Source organism: Cohnella sp., from assembly GCF_041641335.1.
Lineage (GTDB): Bacteria > Bacillota > Bacilli > Paenibacillales > Paenibacillaceae > Cohnella.
Genome location: NZ_JBEPYQ010000016.1, coordinates 14843 through 31604 on the forward strand (window position 1 = coordinate 14843; position 16762 = coordinate 31604).

Here is a 16762-nt window from a genome sequence, read left to right on the forward strand (position 1 = left end):
CTAGAGATACTTAAAGCCCCGTCGGCTGCTGCCAACGGGGCCTTCTTTGTTCTATTACGCCACGCCCTCGGCGGCTCCCTGCTGGAGCTGGTACATGGCGAAGTATTTGCCGCCCTGCTGCATCAGCTCGTCGTGGTTGCCGCGCTCCACGATCTTGCCGCGGTCGAGCACGAGAATCTGATCGGCCGCGCGAATCGTCGACAGCCGGTGCGCGATGACGAACGTCGTCCGGCCGCGCTTCAGCACGTCGAGCGCCGCCTGGATGATCGCCTCCGTCTCGGTGTCGATGCTGGCCGTCGCTTCGTCCAGAATGAGAATGGCCGGATCGAACGCCAGCGCCCGGGCGAAGGAGATGAGCTGCCGCTGTCCGGCGGACAGCGTGCTGCCCTTCTCGATGACCGGCTCGTCGAGCCCTCCCGGCAGCTGCGTGAACATGTCGTACGCGCCGACGTCGCGAAGCGCCTGCTCGACCTTCTCGCGGGAGATCGCCGGATCGTCCAGGCTGACGTTTGAAGCGATCGTTCCCGTGAACAGGAACGGGTCCTGCAGCACGATACCCATATGCTGGCGAAGCTGCTGCTTCGTCAGCTCCTTCACGTCGGTGCCGTCGATCAGAATCCGCCCCCGCTCCACGTCGTAGAAGCGGAACAGCAGGTTCAGAATCGAGCTCTTGCCCGAGCCGGTGTGTCCGACGAGGGCGACCGTCTCACCTTGGCGAGCGGAGAACGAGATGTTCTTCAGCACGTCCTCGCCCGGCTTGTAGCCGAACGTCACGTCCTCGAACACGACATGGCCTTTGTACCGCTCCATCCGGCTGTCGGACACTTCGATTCCCGGCTCGTCAAGCAGGGTGAACACCCGCTCCGCCGACACCCGCGCCACCTCCAGGTTGGACAACTGGTTCACGATGCCGACGATCGGCTGCATCATCCGGTTCATGTAGTCGATGAACGCGTACAGGACGCCGACCGTAACGGCCGTTCCGAGCCAATCCCCGGCGAACATCCAGACGACCGTCATGAACAGCACGTTGCGCAGGACGTTGACCAGGTTGTGCGAGGTGACGGAGTTCAACGTGAGCAGCTTGTTCTGATACTTGTAGTACTCGTCGTTCATCTCGTGGAACTCGCCCATCGTCTCCTTTTCCTTGCGGAAAGCTTGAATGATCGGCATGCCCTGGATCGACTCGTTGATCATGCCGTTGATGTCGCTCAGACGGGAACGGATGACGTGGTTGTACCTTGCCGCGAACTTGCGGTAGATGACGATCCAGACGTACAGAATCGGGATGAACGGCAGCGCGATCAACGCCAGATTCGCGTCCAGCACGAACAACGCTCCGATAATCGCCGCGATATAGATGATTCCGGAGAAGAAATTCGCCAGCACCGACACGTACAGCTCGCGGATCGCTTCCGTATCGTTCGTTACCCTGGCCACGACCTTGCCGGCCGGCAAGTTGTCGAAGTACTGCACCGGCAGCCTCTGAATGTGCCGGAACACGTCGTTGCGCATCTGGCGCACGATCCGGTTGGCCGATACCTGAAGCAGCAGCCGCTGCCAGTAGGCCAGCACGCCGCCGATCAGCAGCAGCCCGACATACGTCGTCGCCAACAGGAAAATGCTGCGAAACTCCGGCTTGTAAAACTCATAGACGTCGCCCTTCGTGAGCTTCGTTGCCGGGTAGCTGAGGACGCTCCCGTCCTCCCGCCCGATCGTCAGCGTTCCGTCCGCGAAGGCTCGCTTTCCGGTATCCGGGACGCCGGACGCGGGAACGAAGTAGTAGCTTCTGCCCGATTGCAGAATACGCACCTCTTCGCCCTTCGCCTCTCCCGCCGCAAAGTGGTCCTCCCGCTTATACCAGCCGTCCCCGTAGGACACGGCGTACTTCTCTCCTTGCTGCACCGCGTACCAAGGCTTCTCGATGCCCATGATGTTCGTATCGATCATCCGCTTGGCGATGAACGGTCCGACCAGCTCTACGCCGACCGCCAGCAGGAGAAGCGCCAGGGCGACGATAATAGGCCGCTTGTAGTTCCATGCGTATTTAAACAGTCTTTTGCCGTTGATGCCCATTGATTTGCTCACCCGCATTCTGTGTTTAATTCTCCGCGACCGCAGCGAGCTGCTGCCGGTCGTACTGCTCTTTGTACCATCCGCCGAGCTTCAGCAATTGCTCGTGGGTGCCTTCCTCCGAGATCCGTCCTTCGTCGAGCACGATGATCCAGTCCGCATGCTGCACCGCGGTCAGCCTGTGCGTCGTAATGATCGTCGTCTTGCCCGCGCGCTCGGTGCGGATGCCCTCCAGAATTTCCGTCTCCGTCTTGGCGTCCACCGCCGACAGCGAGTCGTCGAGAATGAGAATTTCCGGGTCCGCGATGACCGCCCGCGCGATGCTGACGCGCTGCTTCTGGCCTCCGGACAACGCCACGCCCTTCTCTCCGACGAGCGTCTCCAGCCCTTCCGGCAGAAACTCCACGTCCTTGCGGAACGACGCCAGCTCCAGCGCCCGGTTCAGACGCGCTTCGTCTCCCGATGTATCCTCCGTGCCGAACCAGATGTTCTCGCGGATCGACTTGCTGAACAGGATCGGCTGCTGCGGGACGTAGCCGATCCAGCTCCGCACCCGGTTCAGCTCCACCTCGGCGATCGGAGCGCCGCCGATTGTCAGCGCGCCTTCTCCCATCGGGTACTCGCGAAGCAGCTGCTTCAGCAGCGTCGTCTTCCCGCTTCCCGTCCGACCTACGACGCCCAGCGTCTGTCCCCGGCGCAGCGTAAAGGAAATATCGACGAGATTGTCGATCGACGAAGAAGGATAACGGAAGGTCAGCCGTTCGAAGCGAATCGTCTCCGGCACCTCGACCGACACCGGATCTTCCGCGTCCTTGACGTCGGGCTTGGTGCCGAGGGTCTCGTTGATCCGGTCGAGCGACGCGTTGCCGCGCTGCATGATGTTGATCAGCTCGCCAATGGCGAACATCGGCCAGATCAGCATCCCGAGGAACATGTTGAACGAGATCATCTCGCCGAGCGTAATGTCGCCCCGGAAGACGAGCACCGCGCCGTAGCACAGACCGATCAGATAACTTGCGCCCACCAAAATTTTGACCGTCGGCTCGAACAGAGCGTCGATCTTGGCGACGCGAATATTTTTTTCGAACACGTTGTCCGTAGAATCGCTGAACCGCTTCCGGTCCGCCTGCTCCTGCACGAACGCCCGGATGACGCGCACGCCGGACACCGACTCCAGCACCTGGTCGTTCAAGCCGCCGAACGCATCCTGCGCCTGCATGAATCGGTCGTGAATCTTCTTGCCGAAGTGCTGCATCAGCAGCGCCATGATCGGCAGAGGCAGCAGCGCGGCCAGCGTCAGCTTCCAACTGATCGTCGCCGCCATGACGATGAGAATCGTCAGCATGAACAGCGTCGAATCGATCAGAGTCAGAATTCCGAATCCGGCCGTTACCGCCACCGCCCCGAGATCGTTCGTCGCCCGCGCCATCAGGTCGCCCGTCCGGTTGCGCTCGTAGAACGTCGGACTCATTTTCATCAAATGCCGCATCAGCCTCGAACGGAGCAGCCGCTCCAGCACGAACGCCCCGCCGAACAGCTGGTACAGCCAGATGTAGCTAAGAATGTAGCTCGCCAACGTCAGTCCGCCCCAGAAAACGAGCAGCTCCGTCATGCCGGAAGCCGTCAGCGTCTCCGACTGGATTCCGTCGATGGCTACGCCGATCAGCTTGGGAGGGATGATGTCGATAATGCCGACGACCGTCAGCAGGAAGATGGCGATCGTGTATCTTTTCCAGTGCATTTTGAAAAACCAGCTCAATTTCTTAAGTACGATAAACATCCAGGAGTCACACCCTTCTCTATAAGAACGTCTTGCCGCCGCAGAAGCGCCCAAGCCGCTTGAACCGTTGAAGAACAAAAAAGGCATACCGCCGTAAGCGATACGCCTTGAGGATGGTTGCCCATCCCCCGCCGCGAACGGGGCTGAAGCCGACTGTCTAGGACTGCCGTCATTGCCCCGAATGCGATAAAAAAGGCGCGCGATTACGTAACGTAACCGCGCGCCGCGCCACATCTGTCCGGAAAATCCGCCATTCTCCGGTCTGTCAGTGCCCGTTCGCGCGAGGGTTACGTCCTTGCAGTTGATTCATTCCGCCGTTAAGCGGATTAGGTGCCGTATGGATAAAGTTGCGCATGTTCGTAACCCCCCTTTCCGTTCATCAAAAGTATATGAGTCACTTTACCATCCGCGCTTGAACGCTGTCAACGGGCTAACGAAAAATAATTTCAATTTTTTTACTTCTTGGCTGAGCCTGCAAAAATTCTGATAGATTCGGATCCTCCGCCCGTTCCGGCTATAATAGAGTTAGATTTAAGAACGGGAGAGAGCGAACCTTGACGAGCCATTCGGAATCTCATGATCGTCTGACCGCTGAACTATGCTTGCTGGCGGGGAAAATCATTCTACAGAGCGGGGGAGAAACCCATCGGGTCGAGGATACGATGATTCGGATCGCCGCGGCGGGCGGATTTCCCGATTCGCAGAGCTACGTGACTCCGACGGGGATCATCTTCGCCATGGGCGGATCGAATCCCGTCACGCGCTTCGTGCGCATCACGGACCGTTCTACCGACCTGAGCAAAGTCACCTTGGTGAACGACGTCTCCCGGCGGATCGGCGTCGGGGACCTGACCGCGTCCGAAGCGCTCGCCCGGCTTAAAGAAATCGAGTCGGCGCGGGTCGTCTACCCGGATTGGCTGCAGGTCGTATCGGCCGCGATCGCCAGCGGCTGCTTCCTGATCATGTTCAAAGGCGGCTGGCACGACTTCTTCCCGGCCATGCTGGCGGGAGGCGCGGGATTCGCCCTGCTGCTGATCCTTCACCGTCTCGTGCCGATTCGGTTTTTCGCGGAATTTCTGTCCGCTACGGTCATTGGGGGGCTGTCCATCCTGTTCGCCCGCACGGGCTTCGGCCATGAGCTGGATCTGATGATCATCGGCTCGGTCATGCCGCTCGTGCCCGGACTGCTTATTACGAACGCCGTGCGGGATCTGATGGCCGGCCACCTCGTGTCGGGGCTGTCGAAGGGGGCCGAAGCGCTGCTGACGGCTTCGGCGATCGGGGCGGGCATTGCGGTCATGCTGTCCGCGTGGAACTAAGAGGAGGAGACGCACAAGATGATCGCTATACTTGAACAGCTCGCGACGAGCTTCGTCGCCTCCGCGGCGTTCGGTTTGATTTTTAACGTGCCGAAGCGTTCACTCGTCCAATGCGGCATCGTCGGCATGCTCGGCTGGGCGCTGTACGTCGTCCTGACGCAGCAGGGGGTCAACGCCACGATCGCCACTTTGCTCGCAGCGGGATGCGTGGCCGTGCTGAGCCAGATCATGGCGAAGCTGTACCGAATGCCGATTATCGTGTTCAACGTATCAGGCATCATTCCTCTCGTACCGGGAGGGCTGGCCTACAACGCGATGCGCAGCGCGGTGGAGAACGAGTTTGACGCCGCTTTGCAGCTAGGAACGCAGGCCTTCATGATCTCCGGCGCGATCGCGATGGGGCTCGTGCTGTCCGAGGTGATCAATCAGGCGATCCGACGGTCTCGCCTGTAGCCGCTAGCCGGAGTGACGGCTGCGATACAGCAGGTAAATAAAATACGGCGCGCCGACCGCCGCGGTGAACACTCCCGCCGGAACGTCCAGCGGCAGGAAGACGGTGCGGCCGATCGTATCGGCGAGAAGCACCATCAAGCCGCCGACCATCGCCGCAGCCGGCACGAGGCCGTCGAACGAAGGGCCGACCAGCTTGCGGGCGATATGGGGCGCGATCAGGCCGACGAAGCCGACCGCTCCGGCGACCGCGACCGCCGCTCCGGCCAGCGCCACGCTGACCATGAGCAGCAGGAACCGATGAACCTGAACCGGAGATCCGAGCCCCGTCGCCACCTCGTCCCCCAGCTCCTGAACGTTGAGGTGCCGGTGCAGGTAAAGCGCGAGCGGGATCAGCACGAGCACCCAGGGCAGCACCGAGTAGACATCCCCCCAGGAGGAGCCGTAGACGCTCCCCGTCATCCATACGTACGCTTGGCCGGCCGCGTTAACCGGACTGAGCACGATCATCAGCATCGTCAGCGAGCCCGTCACCGCCGAGATGCCGACCCCGATCAGCACGAGCCTGATCGGGCTCACCCCTCTGTTCCAGGCCAGCAGATAGATCACGATCGAGATCAACGCCGCTCCGGCGAAAGCCGCGGCAGGGAGCCACTTGATGCTGACCGCGCCCCCGAGGTACGTAATGAAAGCCACCGCGGCGAACGTCGCTCCTCCGGTAATGCCGATGATGTCGGGCGAAGCCATCGGATTGCGGATAATTCCCTGAAGAATGGCTCCCGCCACGCTCAGCGCGGCTCCGGCGAGCACGGCGACCAGCGCTCTCGGCAGCCTCAACGTATGAAGGATGAGCGACTGCTCCGCCGTTCCGTAGCCGAACAGCGTCCGGACGACGTCCGGCAGAGCCGTATTGCGGCTGCCCAGGCCGATGCTGACGAAGAAAACTAGGATCGCGATTCCCGCTAACGCGAGAAGAATGTACGGCATTCTCCGGCGGGAGGAAGGCGGCTGACCGCCCGGTCTTAGCGGCACAATGTTGGACCGGCTCATTTGGCCTCTCCTTTCGCGCGCAGCCCTTTGCGGGCGATGTAGATGAAGAACGGACCGCCGACCAGCCCCGTCATGACGCCGAGCGGAATTTCGCCAGGCTGGATCAGGAAGCGGGCGGCGATGTCCGCCAGCAGCAGCAGAATGCCGCCTAGAGCGGCGCTGTAAGGCAGCACCCAGCGATAGTCGACGCCGACCAGATAGCGAGCTGCGTGCGGAATGACCAGGCCGACGAAGCCGATGGCCCCGGCCACCGCGACGGAGCTGCCGGCCAGCAGGACGACGGCAAGCGCGATCGCCGCCTTCACGAACGCCGTTCGCTGTCCCAGCCCCTTGGCCATCTCCTCCCCGGAAGCGATGAGATTGACCGAGTGCGCCATCGCCAGGGCGGCGACGCCGGCGCCGAGCATGTAAGGCATCACGGGGTAGAGAGCGCTCAGCTCCTTGCCGGCGATGGACCCGGCCAGCCAGAACAGCACGCTCTGCAGACCCGACTCGTTCAGCACCAGCATGCCCTGGGTAATCGAGGTGAACAACGCCGTCATAGCGGCCCCGGCCAGCACGACCTTCATCGGCGTCATGCCCCCTCTGCCCAGCGAGCCGAGAAAATAAACCGTCAGCGAAGCGACGGCCGCGCCCATGAACGCGAACCATACCAGCTGGCTCATCGAGGAGACCGGCAGAAACTTAAGCGCCAGCACGACGCAGGCCACCGCGCCGGCGTTCACTCCGAAGATGCCGGGAGACGCCAGCGGATTGCGCGTCAGCGCCTGCATCAGAGCTCCGGCGACGGCCAGACTTCCCCCGATCAGCACCGCGTACACCGCCCGGGGCAATCGGGTCGTGCGGATGATGACATGCTCGTTGGAAGACGAATCGTATCTCAGGAACGATTCGACCGTCGCGGGAAGGCCGATTTTCGTCGAGCCGATGGCCACGCTCAGCGCGAAAGCGAGCAGCAGCAGCGCGGCAACGACGATCAAACCGAACGTCTTATAAGAGCTTCGAGACAGTAATGGAACCACGAGAAACCTCCTTCAGGCCGCGAAAGACAGGAAAGGAGACTGCCGACAAGTGACCCGGTCGACAGCCTCGGCATTCCCGCTTTATTTCAGTTCGTAGATCTCATACAGATCTTCCAGCATCTCCACGGCCGCCAGCGGACCGGAGCCGTTATTCCATACGGCCGTATCCACCTCGAACACGCGATTGTTTTTCACGGCCCGGAGATTTTGCCACAGCGGATGCCCGCTCCATTCCTTTCTGAGGTCGAGCCTTCCGTCGTCCCGCGACGTGCTCGTCTGGTCGAAGATCAGATCGGCGTCCATCTGCGGAATGTTTTCCTTGGACGTCAGCTGCACGCCCCAATCCTCGCCCTGCTGGCTGGCCGGACGCGCGATGCCGAGCTCGTCGAGCACGAGCGCCGAGAAGCCGGTGAACACGATTCGAGCGTGGTCTACGCGGAAATCGACGATGCCCGCTTCCAGCTTCAGCTGGTCGCCCATCTTCTCCTTGAACTCGGCGACCCTGGCGCTCCAGTCCTCCAGGAACTTGGCTTCCTCGTCCTTCTTGTTCAGCGCCGCAGCCGTCAGACTGAGCGAATCTTTCCAAATATGCACTTCCTCCGTCATGACGGTGGGAGCGATCGCCGACAACTGCTCGTAGATTTTCTCGTGACGCGTCTTGGACGCGACGATGACGTCAGGCTTTAGCGCGATGAGCTGCTCCAGATCCGGCTGATTCTCCGAGCCGAGATTGGCCGCGCCCTCCATCTTGTCGCGGATATAGTTGTACCAAGGCTGCTCGATCCAGGCTTCGACCGCGCCTACCGGCTTGACGCCCAGCGCCAGGGCGGCGTCCGTCGCTCCCTGGAACAGCGTGGCGACCTTCTCGGGCGTACCCTTCACCTCGGTCTTGCCCATGGCGTGCTCGATGACTCTGACTTCCTCTTCCACGACCACCGTCTCGGACGAGGACGGGGACGCCTTTTCCGATGGCTCCGCTTGCGACGCCTGCTGGGTCTGCGCCGGTGGGGACGACGCCCCTTCGTTCTCTTTCCCGCCGCACCCCGCTAACAACAACGCCATGACAACCGCCGCCAATAGCATCAGCGACAGCTTTCCAAATCTGACCACTCCCGTTTCCTCCTCTTGCCGCAAGTTTGTTGATATTGATTCTCATTATTAATTATAAAAGAAGTCCGAGCGGTGAACATGGAAATTTAAGTTCTTTTTTTGGACTATTCCGGTATCGGGTACGGCAGCCCCAGGTGCTCTCTCAGCGTGCGTCCGGAATATTCCGTGCGATAGACGCCGCGGTTCTGCAGCTCCGGGACGACCTTGTCGACGAAATCGTCCAGGCCCCGGGGAAGCAAGGGCGGCATCAGGTTAAAGCCGTCGGCCGCTTCGCTCCGCAGCCAGCGCTCCATCTCGTCGGCGATCTGCACGGGAGTTCCCGCATACGTAAAATGGCCCCTGCCCCCCGCGGTGCGGAAGATCAGCTCGCGGATCGTCAGTCCCTCTCTGCGGGCGAGATCAACATATTGCTGGAATCTGGCCTGCTGGCCTCTAATCTCCTCCACCTTGGGCAGCCGATCCAGGGGCAGCGGTCCGTCCAGCGGATAGCCGGACAGATCGGTCTGCAGCGTCGCCGACAACGTGTTCAGACCGTATTCCGTCACGGTCAGCTCGTCCAGCTCCCTCATCCGCTCGCGGGCCTCCGCCTCCGTATCGCCGATGAACGGCGTAAAGCCCGGCAGCACCTTCAGCTGCTCTGCGGATCGGCCGTATTTGCCCATGCGGCCCTTCAAATCTTTGTAGAACGCCTGCGCTCCGCCCATCGCGCTCTGCACCGTGAAGACGACCTCCGCCAGCTCCGCGGCGAATTCCTTGCCGTCCTCCGAGGAGCCCGCCTGCACGAGCACCGGATACGTCTGCGGGGAGCGCGGAATGTTGAGCGGTCCGCTCACCGAATAGAAACGGCCCTCGAAGTCGGCCGGACGGATTTTGTCGGTGTCGGCGTAGATTCCGGATTCCCGATCCACTACAAGCGCCCCTTCGCCCCAACTCCTCCACAGCCGCTTTGCGATCTCGACGAACTCCTTGCCCTGCTCGTAGCGCTCCCGGTGCTCGGGATGACGCTCCTTGCTGAAGTTGCGCGCCGTCACGTCGCCCGTCGACGTGACGATATTCCAGCCCGCGCGGCCGCCGCTGATATGGTCCAGCGCCGCGAATTTCCTCGCGATATGGTACGGCTCGTTGTACGTCGTCGACGCGGTCGCCGTCAGGCCGATCCGCTCGGTGACGGCCGCGATGGCCGACAGCAGCGTGAACGCCTCAAGCTGGGGAATGACGCGGTATTTGACCATGCTGTTCAACCTGTACTTCTCCGCCAGAAATACCGAATCCATCTTGCCCCGCTCCGCCGTCTTCGCCAATTGCTGATAGTATTCGAGACTCGTCGCCCTTTCGGGAAAAGCTTCGGGGTGGCGCCAGGACGCTTCATGATGACCCGTGCTCAAAATAAACAGATTCAGATGCAGTTGACGGCCGGATTGGCCCATATCGACACCTCGTTCCCGCCGTCTCGCGGCGATCGGCCTGACGGCGATCAGCCGCGGGACGGCTTGCGAATTTGTTTGGCGTAGGCTTTCGGCGAGCAGCCGATCTCCGCCTTGAACTTCCGGCTGAAATAAAATTCGTCGCTGAAGCCGACGCTCTGGGCGATCGTGCGCAGAGACTCGCCGGACTGCGCCAGCAGGCGCTTCGCCTGCCTGATGCGAATGTCGGTCAAATATTCGATCGGACTTTTGTTCAGCCGCTTCTTGAACGCCTTGGAGTAGTAGTCGGCGCTTACGCCCGCCATATCCGCCAGCTTCTCCCGCGTAATGTAGAGAGGATAATGCCTCTCCATATACTCCAGCGTCCTCTGGATCGCCTGGCCGAGATCGGCCATCCTCTCCCGCCCCGCGTCGCGGAACAAGTCCGCCACGAGCTCCTGGAACAGAATGTTCGCCTTCATATCGTCCCAGGCATTGCCGCTTCGACGCTTGCGCTCCATGTCTTCGATCCGGTCGAACGCGACGTAAGCCGTCTCGCACTCCACCGGACAATCGAGCTGCGCGGGAACGTAATGCCCGTTCTGGGCGGGCTGCAGCGCTCGGAACCGAACGTCGTAATATTCCAGCCGCTCCTGCGGACGAATGGACAGACGGACGGCAGCGCCGGGCGGGAGCAGAATCGCTTTGCCGCGTCTTAGGGGGCGGCTCTGCCCGCCGATCGAGATTTCTCCTTGCGCTTCCTTGAACAGCAGCAGTCCATGCATGGACGCATCGTGGCGCAGCCGGTCTTCGTCCGCCGCGACTCGCTGCACGTCCTCCAGTTTGTACATGTATGCGGCAAGCCGCGACGAGAATTCGGATCGGTCCATCATGGGCGCTTCCCCCTTTCGGCTCTATCGACTACACTTGCAGATGGCCGTAGCCCAGTTCCTGCCTCTTCTTCGCTTCCCTGCGCTGCTTCTCCAGCGCCGCCAGGCCGAACCGTTCGGCCTGACGCGGGTCGACGGCGAAGACGCCGTCGTCGTCCCCGACGATCAGGTCGCCGGGATTCATGCTGGCTCCGCAGACGCTGATCGGGACGTTCACCTCTCCCTCCAGCTCCAGCGAACGCGTCGTCAAAGCGCTGACCCCGGTCGAATAGACGGGAAAGCCTAGCGCGGACAGCGCCCGCACGTCCGAGACGCAGCCGGATACGATCGCTCCCGCCAGCTTCTTGCGAAGCGCCGCATACGTTCGGAATTCTCCCCAGCACGCTCGCTGGTCGTCTCCCGACATGTCCACGACGAGCACGTCTCCCGGCTCGGCCAGCTCCAGCGCATGGCGGATCGCGGCGGCGTCGATATGCGGGATGCGCACGGTCACCGCGTTGCCGAGTATCCGGATCGGACGAAACAGCGGACGCAGCCCCTTCAGAAATCCGAAGTCGGTCAGATGGCCGATCGTCGACGGACTGACCTCCCGATACAGCTCCAGCAGCTCGGGCGTGACGCCCTGCACCCTCGGTTCAATTCTCATCATGACGGTCTCCCCCTTCGGACAGTTAAAGTTTTAGCGACGCGGCATGGACCCGCAGCGGATTCGGAGCCTGCCCCATTCCGAAAGGCATGCTTCCGGCCACCCGCGACCGGGGCTTGAGCAGCGGACGGATCAGTTGCTTCCACGGCCAAGCCTCCGCCTCGAACAGATGACGGCTAGCGGTCCGTCGCGCCTCTTCCGTCAGCCCGGCCGAATCGACCGCCTGCTCCAACGTCTCGCGCAGCTCCAGCCATAGCCGCTTTTCCGGGATGCCGTAATAACGGGACAGACTGTCGAGAACGGCGTAGCCGTTCACCTGAATGCCCAGCGTCTGGAAAAAGGAAAGCAGCTTGCCGGGATCGTCGTGGTACAGGGAGTTCGGATAGTTCGGCCGCAGCTGGTACTCCGGGTCGGCAAGACCGTTTGCCGACAGCCAGGGCACGTGCACGCGCAGCGCGTCGTGATCGCGGAGCAGCAGTCCCTTCACCCGCCCGCGCTCCACGACCAGTACGGAGTTCTGTCCGTGCACCTCGGGCATCATGCCCAGACGGAACAGGCGCAGGACGACCGTGCAGAAAGCAAGCATCGCTTCCCCGAACAGCCGGACGACGGCCGCTTCGGTCTCGGCTTCCCCGCGAGCGCAGCCATTCGTCGAAGACGTGCCCGCCTTCCGAGGAGCCGAACACCGCCAGGGCGGACATCGGAACGAGCCTCACGCCTTCATCGGCCGCCAGTTCAGGCGGATACTGTCTGAGCATCGCCGACAGATGCCGCGGCGCTTCGGCGAACAAGTCCCGGCTCTCCGGCAAGTAAGCCCACCAAGCCGTCTCGTCGCACAGGAACAGACGCCTCCCCAGCTCGGCATCCCTCTCCAGCGCCGACCTCATCAGCCTCTCCGCGCGCCCTCCGTTCATCAGCTTGATTGCCGACAGATAGCGCAGCCCCCCGAGCGAATGAAGGCCGAGCGGCAGCTTGACGTGAAGCCCTTCCCCGCTCTCGGGCATAAGCGACCGCAGCGAAGACGTGGCGTGATAGACGCCCGCCTCTGCGGCCAGCGGCACGCATACGCCGGCGGCCATCTCCTCCCGCAAATGCTCCGCCAAACCCGTCATCTGCCACGGGTGCACGGGGAGCGGAACATAGTCGTCCGCGGCCAGCCCCCGCTTTTCCATCTCTTCCCGTACGCGCGCCTCTTCCTCTTCCGCCAGCAGCAGCCGAGCGGGCTCGGCGTCGCGAGCGCCCTCGCCCGCTACGATATGCTTGCGGCTCACCGCCATCCATCTCAGCGTTATCCCGCCTCCGAACTCCGGCGAATATCGGCGATAATCGGCTTCCGCGAGACCCATCTTGACCTTCGCGACCGGATGGAACGGCCGATCGCGGAAAGCCGCTTTGCGCTCCAGCGCTAGCAGCGACGACGACGCGTCCTGTCCCGGCAGAACGTCTCCGGTCAGCTCGTTCTCCAGCGTCCACGCCGTCTGCTGCAGCGTCTGGGCGATCATATCCAGCAGCCTCTTCGCCGAGTCGGGGTCGACCTCCTGATTTCCCTCGTGCAGATCCAGCGTCCGGGTCATCAGCTCCAGCGGCCCGATTTTTCTCGGCACCGCTCCGCCCTCAGCGCCTGTCGCTAGCTCGTATACTCCCGCATTCGCGACGAGCCGGTACGCCTGAACGACCGCCGGGAATACCGGAAATACCAGCTCGGCCGCCCGCCCATCCCCGCTATTCGCCCGCCACCTGTACACATGGGCTTTCGCATGCGGCCCGAACAACCGATCCGCGGCAGCCAGCGCTCCGTCGATCCGAATCAACTCCCGCCACTCGTCCGGGGAGACGAGCGTGACCCGATCATATCCGTCGAGCATCCCCTCCGCTAGCAGCGCGTTTACAAGATCCTCCATCACCCGGCTCTCCGTCTGCGCCTCCGCCCGCTCTTGCCGGGCTTGGGCCGAACGATCCGTCCCTTTTTCGCTCATCCTCGTCCGCCCCCTTCCCTGCGGTACAGACGGAGCGGATTCGGAACCGCTTTGGGATCGACCTCCGCATCCTTCCACAGGCGTCTTCTTGCCAACTGCTCGATCCGGATCGTCTCCGAGAACAAGTCGTACCGGGCATAGTTGGCAGCATGCTCCGGATACCGCTCCTGATAGTCATAGATCACGTCGGCCGCCAGCTCCCAGAACGCCTCCTCCTTCAGCCCGTACCGCTCGTTCAGGAACAGGCACAGATCGGCGGCGAACACGAAGAAGAAGGCGCTGTGCAGAAAATCCTTAACCGACTCCAGATCGTCGGTCTGCATGTACGAATGCCGGTTCAACGCGCGATGGCGGGCCGGCTCCGGATTCAGCTCCGGGCACAGCTCGGGACGAGTCAGATGCGGCTTGGAGAAACGCAAACCGTCATGGAAGTCCTTCAGAGCCAGCCGGACGGGAAGCCCGTCGCGGTGGATGAGGATCAGGTTCTGGGCATGGGACTCCGTCGCGATTCCGTGGGCGTACAGCATGTGGATCAGCGGAGTCGCCGTCACCTCCAGCACGCGGCGCGTCCAGGCCTCCAGGCCGTACCGGCGCAGCCACGGCTCGATGAAGCTGCCGTCGCCCGCGGTCAGGCACAGCGCGCTCAGCGGAACCGCCCGCTCTCCGGGCCGCAGGTGCGGGTGAACGCTTTGCCTCCAGATCGCGCCCAGGCTTCCGTATGCGGATGCCTGCATCGTCAGGGGCAGCTTTTCGTAATCGTAGGAAATGCCGGCGAACTCCGACAGCAGCGCGAAGTCGAGCTCGCGGGCGACCTCGTCGCTGCTCGCCAGCGCCGCCAGCCAATCCGACACGAGCGGCGCGTTCAGCACCGTGTGCTTCGCCAGCGTCCTTCGGGTCGACGTGTTCACGATGCCGAGCGCCAGCTTCAGGTACGCCTTGTCCTTGCTCGAACGGTTCGCCAGGCTGCGCACCGACTGCTGCGCGCGGTAGCTGTCCGGACCGCTTCCTAGCAGGACTAGCTCCCGGTCCGCCAACTGCCGATGGAAGCCGGGCAGCACGACATGCTCCCACTGCCACGGATGAACGGGCAGCAGGAGATAATCCCCAAGGCTCAGTCCTTGGCTCCCCAGCTTCGCGGCGAAGCTTCGAACCGTCTCCTCCCCCAGCTCCCGCCGGAGGAACGAGTCGTAATCCGCCTCCGCCGACAAGGCCAACAGGCTCCGGACGCGGGAAACCGCCACCCATACGGGGCGAAGCTCCGCGCTGAATTCCGGTCCGAACAAGGCGTTCTCCCGCAAGCCGAACCCGATCCGCGACTTGTAGCACGGATGGTAGGGATGCCCTTCGAGCCAGGCTTCGAGCTCATCGTAATCGGCGTCTTCTCCCGGAGCGTTAAGCCCGGCTCGATAGGCTTGCGCCTGCGCGTCGTTCGCCAGCGTGCGTTCCAGCTCCGCCATGAACGGGACGAGCTGTTCGGTGTTCCGGACCCGGCCCAGCACCTCTTCGGCGAATCCGGCCAATGCGGCCGGGGTTTCGCCCTCGCCGCCTCTGCGGACGACCGAGCCTCGCTCCACCCGAAGACGGCCGAAGCTGAGCATGCGCCTGCCGCGGCATGCGTATTCGACGGGCAGGCCGCGCGAATCGATCCCGGGAACCGAATACGTTCCGCTCCGTTCTCCCTCGGACCGCGGCTCGAAAGAAAATGGCGCAATCCCTTCGTACAAAGCCGCCTCGATCAGTTGGCAGAGCACCCTCTGCTCGACCTCGGCGTAATGATCAGCGTGGAAGACCGGAATCCGTTCGGTCTCTTCCGTTTTGTCCAACGTGTGCACCTGCACTCAGCTCCATTCGGTTCGTTTCTTGTTTCAGAACGGTATATTTCATCCAGACGTTATTCATCAACAACAGAAGAGCGGAGCCGATGAAAATCATCGGCAATCCGAACTGCGACGAGACGGCGCCCATCCCGACCGATCCGACCATTCCCCCGAGGAACAGCGCGCAGTTCAAGTAGCCGTATGCGCTGCTCTCCATCCCCGGCGGGGCATAATGGCGCATGAGCGCGTTGACCGACGGCATCATGCCGCCCAGACAAGCTCCGGTTAGCGCGCGCAGCGCGATCAGCTGCCACAGCTCCTGCACGAATGCTTGCGGAATCAGAAACAGAACCGCCCCGCTCACCGCTCCGACCAGAACGTAACGCGAGCCGAACCGGTCTCCCAGCTTGCCGAGCTGCGGCGCCGTGACCATGTTGCCCACGCCCATCGCCGCCGTGGTAATGCCGGCCAGCAGCACGAGATTGTTCGCCCCCGGCGCCAGCTGCTGCACGTACAGCGGAATGAGGGGCAGCGTGCCCACCATCGCCATGCGGATTGCCGCCGCCGAGACGAGCAGCGAAGAGACCGGCTTGCGGCCGACGATCGTCCGGAAGTCCTGAAAGAACGGCGTCCTCGTCTTGACTTCTTTTTTCTCGAAGCTCTCTTTCACCCAGAAGATGACGATCAACGATGCGATAAAAATACTGATGCCCAGATACAGAAAAACGGCGCTGAAGCCGAAGCGATCGGCCATGATCCCGCCCAGCAGCGGCCCGATCATCGTGCCCGCGACCGCCCCCGAGTGCAGGACGCCCAGCGCGTACCCGCTATGTTCCTTGGGCGTATGGGTCGCGACCAGCGCAATGGCGGAAGGGCTGAAGCCCGACACCACCCCGTTGACGAGCCGGAGCAGCAGCAGATGAACGGGGGCCGCCGCGAAGCTCATGAGCGTAATCGTGACCGCCATCCCGATCCCGGAGCGAATCAGCATCGGCCTGCGGCCGTAACGGTCGGCCAGCCTGCCCCAGATCGGGGCGAACAGGAAAGCCGTCAGCAGGTTCGAGCCATAGATGATTCCCGTCCATAGGCGCACTTGTCCCGGGTCGGTCAGCCCCATCTCCTGCAGATAAAGCGGCAGGAACGGAGCGACGCAGCTCGTGGAAGCCATGGCCAGAAACTGTCCCGCATACAGAATGAACAGGTTGCGTTTCCACTTTTCCACCGGG

The 16762-nt window shown here is 62.4% G+C and carries 13 protein-coding genes and 1 pseudogene; 2 read left to right on the top strand and 12 right to left on the bottom strand.

Annotated features, from left to right (window positions below; translation table 11 throughout):
• Positions 1–54: 54 nt before the first annotated feature.
• On the bottom strand, positions 55–2094 hold the full coding sequence (locus tag ACESLM_RS07200) for an ABC transporter ATP-binding protein (protein WP_372630883.1): 2040 nt from the start codon (positions 2092–2094) through the stop codon (positions 55–57).
• 7 nt (positions 2095–2101) lie between these two features.
• Positions 2102–3853, bottom strand: a complete 1752-nt coding sequence (locus ACESLM_RS07205; protein ID WP_372630884.1) for an ABC transporter ATP-binding protein — start codon at positions 3851–3853, stop codon at positions 2102–2104.
• Positions 3854–4407: 554 nt separating this feature from the next.
• Here ACESLM_RS07205 and ACESLM_RS07210 point away from each other — a divergent pair.
• Together ACESLM_RS07210 and ACESLM_RS07215 are read left to right on the top strand one after the other, a co-directional pair.
• Positions 4408–5172, top strand: coding sequence for a threonine/serine exporter family protein (locus tag ACESLM_RS07210; RefSeq protein WP_372630885.1), 765 nt, complete (start codon positions 4408–4410; stop codon positions 5170–5172).
• Between the two features lie 18 nt (positions 5173–5190).
• On the top strand, positions 5191–5625 hold the full coding sequence (locus tag ACESLM_RS07215) for a threonine/serine exporter family protein (protein ID WP_372630886.1): 435 nt from the start codon (positions 5191–5193) through the stop codon (positions 5623–5625).
• A 3-nt stretch (positions 5626–5628) separates the two neighbouring features.
• Here ACESLM_RS07215 and ACESLM_RS07220 read toward each other — a convergent pair whose 3' ends face one another.
• From ACESLM_RS07220 to ACESLM_RS07265, 10 genes and pseudogenes are all read right to left on the bottom strand, one after another.
• Positions 5629–6672: a FecCD family ABC transporter permease gene (locus ACESLM_RS07220; RefSeq protein WP_372630887.1), complete on the bottom strand. Its 1044-nt coding sequence runs from the start codon at positions 6670–6672 to the stop codon at positions 5629–5631.
• Positions 6669–7694 (bottom strand): FecCD family ABC transporter permease, encoded by a 1026-nt coding sequence (locus ACESLM_RS07225; RefSeq protein ID WP_372630888.1) that lies wholly within the window; start codon positions 7692–7694, stop codon positions 6669–6671. Before ACESLM_RS07225 ends, ACESLM_RS07220 begins: the two co-directional genes overlap by 4 nt.
• An 81-nt stretch (positions 7695–7775) precedes the next feature.
• Positions 7776–8777, bottom strand: a complete 1002-nt coding sequence (locus tag ACESLM_RS07230) for an ABC transporter substrate-binding protein (RefSeq protein WP_372630934.1) — start codon at positions 8775–8777, stop codon at positions 7776–7778.
• Positions 8778–8908: 131 nt separating this feature from the next.
• Positions 8909–10231: an LLM class flavin-dependent oxidoreductase gene (locus ACESLM_RS07235; protein WP_372630889.1), complete on the bottom strand. Its 1323-nt coding sequence runs from the start codon at positions 10229–10231 to the stop codon at positions 8909–8911.
• 47 nt (positions 10232–10278) lie between these two features.
• Positions 10279–11100, bottom strand: coding sequence for an AraC family transcriptional regulator (locus tag ACESLM_RS07240; RefSeq protein ID WP_372630890.1), 822 nt, complete (start codon positions 11098–11100; stop codon positions 10279–10281).
• A gap of 28 nt (positions 11101–11128) precedes the next feature.
• The gene (locus tag ACESLM_RS07245; RefSeq protein WP_372630891.1) at positions 11129–11746 is read right to left on the bottom strand and encodes an RraA family protein; all 618 of its coding nucleotides are present in this window, start codon (positions 11744–11746) and stop codon (positions 11129–11131) included.
• A 22-nt stretch (positions 11747–11768) separates the two neighbouring features.
• The gene (locus ACESLM_RS07250; protein WP_372630892.1) at positions 11769–12329 is read right to left on the bottom strand and encodes an IucA/IucC family C-terminal-domain containing protein; all 561 of its coding nucleotides are present in this window, start codon (positions 12327–12329) and stop codon (positions 11769–11771) included.
• A gap of 112 nt (positions 12330–12441) precedes the next feature.
• Positions 12442–13719 (bottom strand): annotated as a pseudogene (locus tag ACESLM_RS07255) (IucA/IucC family protein); the annotation flags it as partial.
• Positions 13716–15542 (bottom strand): IucA/IucC family protein, encoded by a 1827-nt coding sequence (locus ACESLM_RS07260; protein WP_372630893.1) that lies wholly within the window; start codon positions 15540–15542, stop codon positions 13716–13718. The gene ACESLM_RS07260 and the pseudogene ACESLM_RS07255, both read right to left, overlap by 4 nt.
• On the bottom strand, positions 15496–16758 hold the full coding sequence (locus ACESLM_RS07265; RefSeq protein WP_372630894.1) for an MFS transporter: 1263 nt from the start codon (positions 16756–16758) through the stop codon (positions 15496–15498). The genes ACESLM_RS07260 and ACESLM_RS07265 overlap by 47 nt, the downstream gene beginning before the upstream one ends.
• Positions 16759–16762: the final 4 nt, after the last annotated feature.